Below are 6,585 nucleotides of genomic sequence, written 5' to 3'. Positions count from 1 at the left end.
CCCCGCGGCCGGAGTGCGCCGGACGGGTCCGGTGCTGCCGGGAGGCTGCGGTCAGCCGACGAGGATCTCGCGGGCCAGCCGTGCGGTCTCCGACGGGGTCTTGCCGACCTTGACGCCGGCGGCCTCCAGGGCCTCCTTCTTCGCCTGGGCGGTGCCGGAGGAGCCGGAGACGATGGCGCCCGCGTGGCCCATGGTCTTGCCCTCGGGCGCGGTGAAGCCCGCGACGTAGCCGACGACCGGCTTGGTGACGTTGGCCTTGATGAAGTCGGCCGCGCGCTCTTCGGCGTCGCCGCCGATCTCACCGATCATCACGATCAGGTCGGTGTCGGCGTCCGCCTCGAACGCCTTGAGGGCGTCGATGTGGGTGGTGCCGATGACCGGGTCGCCACCGATGCCGACGGCCGAGGAGAAGCCGATGTCGCGCAGCTCGTACATCATCTGGTAGGTCAGCGTGCCGGACTTGGACACGAGACCGATGCGGCCGGGCTTGGTGATGTCGCCCGGGATGATGCCGGCGTTGGACTGGCCGGGGGTGATCAGGCCGGGGCAGTTCGGGCCGATGATCCGGGTCTTGTTGCCCTTCGCGCCGGCGTACGCCCAGAAGGCGGCGGAGTCGTGCACCGCGATGCCCTCGGTGATGACGACCGCGAGGCCGATCTCGGCGTCGATCGCCTCGACGACGGCGCTCTTGGCGAACTTCGGCGGGACGAAGATGACGGAGACGTCGGCGCCGGTCTTCTCCATCGCCTCGGCGACGGAGCCGAAGACGGGCACCTCGGTGCCGTCGAAGTCGACCTTCTCGCCGGCCTTGCGGGGGTTCACGCCGCCGACGATGTTGGTGCCGTCACCCAGCATGAGCTTGGTGTGCTTCATGCCGGTGGCGCCGGTCATCCCCTGGACGATGACCTTGCTGTCCTTGGTGAGGAAGATAGCCATGGTGTTGGAGTCCCTCGTCCTTACTTCGCAGCCGCGAGCTCGGCGGCCTTGTCGGCCGCGCCGTCCATGGTGTCCACGCGCTGCACCAGCGGGTGGTTGGCGTCGGAAAGGATCTTGCGACCCAGCTCCGCGTTGTTGCCGTCGAGGCGCACGACCAGCGGCTTGTTGACGTCCTCGCCCTTGGACTTGAGCAGCTCCAGGGCCTGGACGATGCCGTTGGCGACCTCGTCACAGGCGGTGATGCCGCCGAAGACGTTGACGAACACGGACTTGACGTCCGGGTCGCCGAGGATGATCTCCAGGCCGTTCGCCATGACCTCGGCGGAGGCGCCGCCACCGATGTCGAGGAAGTTGGCGGGCTTCACGTTGCCGTGCATCTCACCGGCGTACGCGACGACGTCCAGGGTCGACATGACCAGACCGGCACCGTTGCCGATGATGCCGACCTCGCCTTCGAGCTTGACGTAGTTGAGGCCCTTGGCCTTGGCGGCGGCCTCCAGCGGGTTGGCCGCGGCCTTGTCCTCCAGGGCCTCGTGCTCCGGCTGGCGGAAGTCGGCGTTCTCGTCGAGCGAGACCTTGCCGTCCAGCGCCAGGATGCGGCCGTCCTTGGTCTTCACCAGCGGGTTGACCTCGACGAGGAGGGCGTCCTCGGCGACGAAGGTGTCCCACAGGGTCACCATGGCCTCGGCGACACCCTCGGCCACGTCGGCCGGGAACTTCGCCTGGGCCACGATCTCGCGGGCCTTGACGATGTCCACGCCGTCGACGGCATTGACCGGGACCTTCGCGAGGGCCTCGGGGGTCTTCTCCGCGACCTCCTCGATGTCCATGCCGCCCTGCACCGAGGCCATGGCCAGGAAAGTGCGGTTGGTGCGGTCGAGGAGGTACGAGACGTAGTACTCCGCCTCGATCTCCGGGGACAGCTCGGCGATCATCACCTTGTGGACCGTGTGGCCCTTGATGTCCATGCCGAGAATGTCGGTCGCGCGGGCGACCGCCTCGTCGGGGTTGGCGGCCAGCTTGACGCCGCCGGCCTTGCCTCGGCCGCCGACCTTCACCTGGGCCTTGACGACAGACTTGCCGCCAAGACGCTCGGTCGCCTCGCGGGCTGCCTCAGGCGTGTCGATGACTTCACCGGCCAGCACCGGTACACCGTGCTTGGCGAAGAGGTCCCTCGCCTGGTACTCGAACAGGTCCACGCGCGTCCGTCCCTTGTCTTCTCAGAATCGCCGTAGTGATCGCGGGTCGTTCTCTGCGATGGGCGTGCCGCGAAGGGCAACGTGACGGCGCTGTCACAGGGGATGCGTACACGGTGACCGAATACGCGGCATGTCCGTCTCGCAGGTTATCGCCGCGGGACCTGCGGCCCTAAATCGCAGATCACACTGTGGCGGTGATTACGGTCACAGATTCCATGGCAGAGCCGCCGCACACCGGCGGATTCGTACGCGCCGGCGCCCGTCGTTGTGGAACGGCTCACGTCGCGCCGAGGCCGGAATCCGTCCTCGCGTTGCCGGGCGCGATCCTTTCCGGCACCACCGTGTGTCACCCGGCGTGGGGCGCGCCGTCACCCGCCGTGCCCCGTGCCCGCACGCCCCGCGCGGCGGCTTCTGCCGGTACACACCCGCGCGCCCCTTGTCGCGTGATTCCGCGTCGGTGGGCGGGGCACATGTGGTGCGGAGGAGATGCGATGGCCCGTCACATTTCCCACGCACGCCGTGTCCTGAATGACCTCTTGACCCCCAACTCCCCACGCTGGACACTGCGTTGAGCACTTACGCATCAGGAGTCACAAGCTTCGGGCTTGGTCCCGTGCAGGCCGGTCGGCAGACCGCTGTGCACCGGGTGCAGACGGGGGAACTTGATGGGTGGTGGGGGGGATGCGTGACCGCGGGCAACAGCGCGGCCGCGGGCTCTCCCGCACCCGCCATCCCTCCCCCTTCTTCCCGCCCCCCTCCCGACTTTCTCGATTTCTTGGTGTCCTCACACTCGGTGCCTGAAGGGATTGGAGAGGGAATGCTGACACAGCCGACACATACGACCTATCCCGGCGTCTATGTCGAAGAGCTTCCCAGCAGCATCCGCAGCATCACCACCGTCACCACGTCCGTGACCGCCTTCGTCGGCCACACCCGGCGCGGCCCGCTCAACCACCCGGTACGGATCACCAGCTTCGCCGACTTCGAGCGCCGCTTCGGCGGGCTGACCTCACAGAGCCCGCTCGGCTACGCCGTCCACCAGTTCTTCGGCAACGGCGGCACCGTCGCGGTGATCGTCCGGGTCGCCAAGGCGCACACCGGCAAGGAAGCCTGCGTCACCCTGGAGTCCACCGAGGGCCACAGCCGGTGCGCGGTCCTTGAGGTGCACGCCAAGGAACCCGGCGTCTGGGGCTCCGGCCTGCGGGTGGCCGTCGACTACGACACCCACCACCCGGACGAGACCTTCAACCTCCAGATCCTGGACGCGCACGGCACCGCCCGTGAGGCGTTCTCCGGACTGTCCATGGATCCCGGCCACGGCCGGTACGCCGAGACCCTCGTCAACGCCGGCTCCTCGCTGGTCCGCGTCGCGGTCGTCGGCGAGGGCCGCCCCGACCCGTCCGGCACGGTCTCCAAGGCGTTCCATCACGAACTCCCGGATCTGAACGTCGAGTTGACGGTGAAGATCGGCGAGGTGGAGCGCGAGTTCACGCTCTACGACCCGGACTGCGACGGCGAGGCACCGTGCAACGTCACCGAGCTGGCGCTGCTGCTCGAACACAAGCTCCGCGCGCTGCCCGACGCTCCCGGCAAGCACGCCTTCGCCGGTGCCGAGGTCCTCGCGTTCGGGCGCCGCATCCAGGTCGTGGCCGGCTCGACCGACCCCGACGACGTGGTCAGGTTCGTCGGCGAGTGCGCCAACGACCTGGGCCTTGAGGCATCCGTCAACCCGCCGGTCTTCCCGCTGTGCGGCGGCGAGGACGGCGAACTGCCGGGGCCGCGCGACCTCATCGGCAGCGAGGCCCGCAAGACCGGCCTCCAGGCGCTGCGCGACGTCCACGACGTCAATCTGCTGGCGCTGCCCGAGCTGGCGTCGTACGAGAACACCGACGACATGGTCACGGTGCTGTCGGCGGCCGAGCGGCTCTGCAAGGAGCGGCGGATCTTCCTGCTCGTGGACGCGCCCGCCGCCTGGGGCAGCGTGGACGCGGCACGGGCCGGCATCGCCGCCTTCACGCCGGTCCGCGGCAACCACTCCGGCCTGTACTTCCCGCACCTCCAGCTCACCGACCCGCTGACCGGCCGGCTGCGCTCCTTCCCGCCGTCGGGCGCGGTCGCCGGTGTCATCGCGCGTACGGACAGCGAGCGCGGGGTGTGGAAGGCGCCGGCCGGCACCGAGGCGCGGCTCGCGGGGGTGCACTCGCTGACCGTCAAGCTCACCGACCGGGAGAACGGGCTGCTCAACCCGCTCGGCGTGAACGCGCTGCGCAGCTTCCCGGTGATCGGCCCGCTGATCTGGGGTGCCCGCACCCTGGAGGGCGCGGACGCGCTGGAGAGCGAGTGGAAGTACATCCCGGTGCGGCGGCTGGCGCTGCACGTCGAGGAGAGCCTGCTGCGCGGCCTCCAGTGGGTGGTCTTCGAGCCGAACAACGAGCAGCTGTGGCAGCAGATCCGGCTGAACGCCTCCGCCTATCTGCACTCGCTCTTCGAGAAGGGCGCCTTCAAGGGCGGCACTCCGCGCCAGGCGTACTTCGTCAAGTGCGACAAGGACACCACGACCGACGAGGACATCGAGCGCGGCATCGTCAATGTCGTGGTCGGCATCGCGCCGGTCAGGCCCGCGGAGTTCGTGATCGTCAAGATCCAGCAGATGGCCGGTCAGTTCGACGTCTGACGGCTGGGGACATGAGGGAAAAGGACGTGAAGGAATCCGATGGCTGAGTTTCAGATCAACGCCCATCGCTTCGACCCGTACAAGAACTTCAAGTTCCTGGTCCTGTGGGACGGGCGTACGGTCGCGGGCATCAGCAAGATCAGCCCGCTGAAGCGCACCACCGAGGTCGTCAAGCACCGGAACGGCGGCGACCCCAGCTCTCCGCGCAAGTCCCCGGGCCGCTCGGAGTTCGAGGGCATCACCCTGGAGCGCGGGGTCACCCACGACCCGGAGTTCGACCGCTGGGCCAACAAGGTGTGGCAGGTCGGCGCCGGTCTCGGCTCCGAGGTGTCGCTGGCCGACTTCCGCAAGGACATCGTCATCCAGGTCCTCAACGAAGCCGGGCAGGTCGCCGTCTCGCACAAGATCTACCGGTCCTGGCCGAGCGAGTACCAGGTCCTGGGCGAGATGGACGCCAACGCCAACGCCGTCGCCATCCAGAGCCTGAAGCTGGAGTGCGAGGGCTGGGAACGCGACTACGAGGTGCCCGAGCCGCAGGAGCCGTCGTTCACGCATCCCGCCTGACCGCGGGAGCTGCCGGACGGGGGTGAGGGATGGCGCTGACGGGGCCTCGGGAGCTGCTGGCCACCTGGGAGGCGGGTCTTGACCGGGACGCGGCAGGGCGCGCCCTGCTGCTGCACCGGGCGGCCCGCCCGGAGGCCACCGCCGACGCGCTGCTCGCGGTGCCGGTCGGCCGACGCGCCGCCGACCTGTTCGGGCTGCGCCGGGTGCTGTTCGGCGAGCGGATGCAGGTGCGGGTGGAGTGCGGCAGGTGCGCCGAGGCGATGGAGTTCGACCTCGACGCGGCGCAGTTCGCGGCTCCTGCGGCGGACACGGCGGCGGACGACGGGGTGCTGCGGGTGGCCGACGGCGGCTGGGTGGTCGACTTCCGGCTGCCCACCGTCGCCGACCTCGCCGCGGTCGCCCGCGCGCTCGACGCCCCGTCCGCCGCCCTGGCCCCTCCCGACCCGCAGCAACTGCTGCTGGCCCGCTGCACGGTCTCGGCCACGCGGGACGGCGAGCCGCTGCCGGCCGACGCGCTGCCCGGCGCGCTGCCGGAGAAGGTGCGGCACCGGCTGGCCGAGGAGGCCGAACGCGCCGACCCCACGGCCGAGATCACCCTCAGCATCGCCTGCCCCGAGTGCGGCGAGGCCACCCCGGCCGAGCTGGACATCGCCGACTACCTGTGGACCGAGCTGGACGCCTGGGCCCGTGACGTGCTCCTGGACGTCCATCTGCTCGCCACCGCCTACGGCTGGAGCGAGCCGGAGATTCTCGCGCTCAGCCCGCAACGCCGCCGCTACTACCTGGAGTTGTGCGCAGATGCCTGAGCTGCCCGACTACTTCGACCGGCTGCTGGCCCGGCACACGCCCGTGCCCGCCGCCGGGCTGCCGGGCCCGCCCGCGGACGCTCCGGGCCGGCCCGCCCGGGTGCGCCCGCGACTGCCCGGCCCGTTCGAACGCATCGAGGCACTGGGCGGCGGGCGCGACGACGAGGGCCCCGCGCCCGGCCTGCTCGCGCCCCCGGCCGCCCCGCCACGCCTTCCCGGCCACGCGGTCACCCGCGTCGAACGGGAGGTGCGGACCACGGAGCGGGAGACCGTGGTCCGGCCGGGCCCTGCGGCGCGGGACGCTGCGGACGACGGCGGGGACCGCGGCCCGCGCCCGGCCGCGCCCCTGCTGCGGCCCGCCGCACAGCTCACCGGACGGGCCCGGCCTGCCGCCGCCGAGCCGGTG

The 6,585-nt window shown here is 70.5% G+C and carries 5 protein-coding genes and 1 pseudogene; 4 read left to right on the top strand and 2 right to left on the bottom strand.

Features of this window, described 5'->3' with window-relative positions:
• Window positions 1-51 precede the first annotated feature (51 nt).
• Together sucD and sucC are read right to left on the bottom strand one after the other, a co-directional pair.
• On the bottom strand, window positions 52-936 hold the full coding sequence (gene sucD, locus LIU39_RS34430; protein ID WP_227050918.1) for a succinate--CoA ligase subunit alpha: 885 nt from the start codon (window positions 934-936) through the stop codon (window positions 52-54).
• Between the two features lie 20 nt (window positions 937-956).
• Window positions 957-2,135, bottom strand: coding sequence for an ADP-forming succinate--CoA ligase subunit beta (gene sucC, locus LIU39_RS34425; RefSeq protein ID WP_227050917.1), 1,179 nt, complete (start codon window positions 2,133-2,135; stop codon window positions 957-959).
• Between the two features lie 817 nt (window positions 2,136-2,952).
• On the opposite strand from sucC, the gene LIU39_RS34420 reads away from it, so the two are divergent.
• The 4 genes and pseudogenes from LIU39_RS34420 to LIU39_RS34405 all read left to right on the top strand — a co-directional run.
• A complete protein-coding gene (locus LIU39_RS34420; RefSeq protein ID WP_227050916.1) occupies window positions 2,953-4,809 on the top strand; it encodes a phage tail sheath family protein in 1,857 nt (618 codons plus the stop codon).
• Between the two features lie 39 nt (window positions 4,810-4,848).
• Window positions 4,849-5,373 carry a phage tail protein gene (locus tag LIU39_RS34415; protein ID WP_227050915.1) on the top strand — a complete coding sequence of 175 codons (525 nt, stop codon included), beginning with the start codon at window positions 4,849-4,851 and terminating at the stop codon, window positions 5,371-5,373.
• Between the two features lie 29 nt (window positions 5,374-5,402).
• The gene (locus LIU39_RS34410) at window positions 5,403-6,179 is read left to right on the top strand and encodes a T4 family baseplate hub assembly chaperone (RefSeq protein ID WP_227050914.1); all 777 of its coding nucleotides are present in this window, start codon (window positions 5,403-5,405) and stop codon (window positions 6,177-6,179) included.
• Window positions 6,172-6,585, top strand: a pseudogene (locus tag LIU39_RS34405) (hypothetical protein); the annotation flags it as partial. The gene LIU39_RS34410 and the pseudogene LIU39_RS34405, both read left to right, overlap by 8 nt.

The sequence above is a fragment of the Streptomyces pinistramenti genome, from assembly GCF_020564935.1.
Classification (GTDB): domain Bacteria; phylum Actinomycetota; class Actinomycetes; order Streptomycetales; family Streptomycetaceae; genus Streptomyces; species Streptomyces pinistramenti.
Note: the sequence above shows the minus strand (reverse complement) of the source record. Positions and strands in the feature narration are given on the sequence as shown.

Excerpts from the sequence above, each read along its gene's own strand:
- LIU39_RS34415 (WP_227050915.1), top strand. The coding sequence starts at position 4,849 with ATGGCTGAGTTTCAGATCAACGCCCATCGCTTCGACCCGTACAAGAAC.
- sucD (WP_227050918.1), bottom strand. The coding sequence starts at position 936 with ATGGCTATCTTCCTCACCAAGGACAGCAAGGTCATCGTCCAGGGGATG.
- LIU39_RS34410 (WP_227050914.1), top strand. The coding sequence starts at position 5,403 with ATGGCGCTGACGGGGCCTCGGGAGCTGCTGGCCACCTGGGAGGCGGGT.
- LIU39_RS34420 (WP_227050916.1), top strand. The coding sequence starts at position 2,953 with ATGCTGACACAGCCGACACATACGACCTATCCCGGCGTCTATGTCGAA.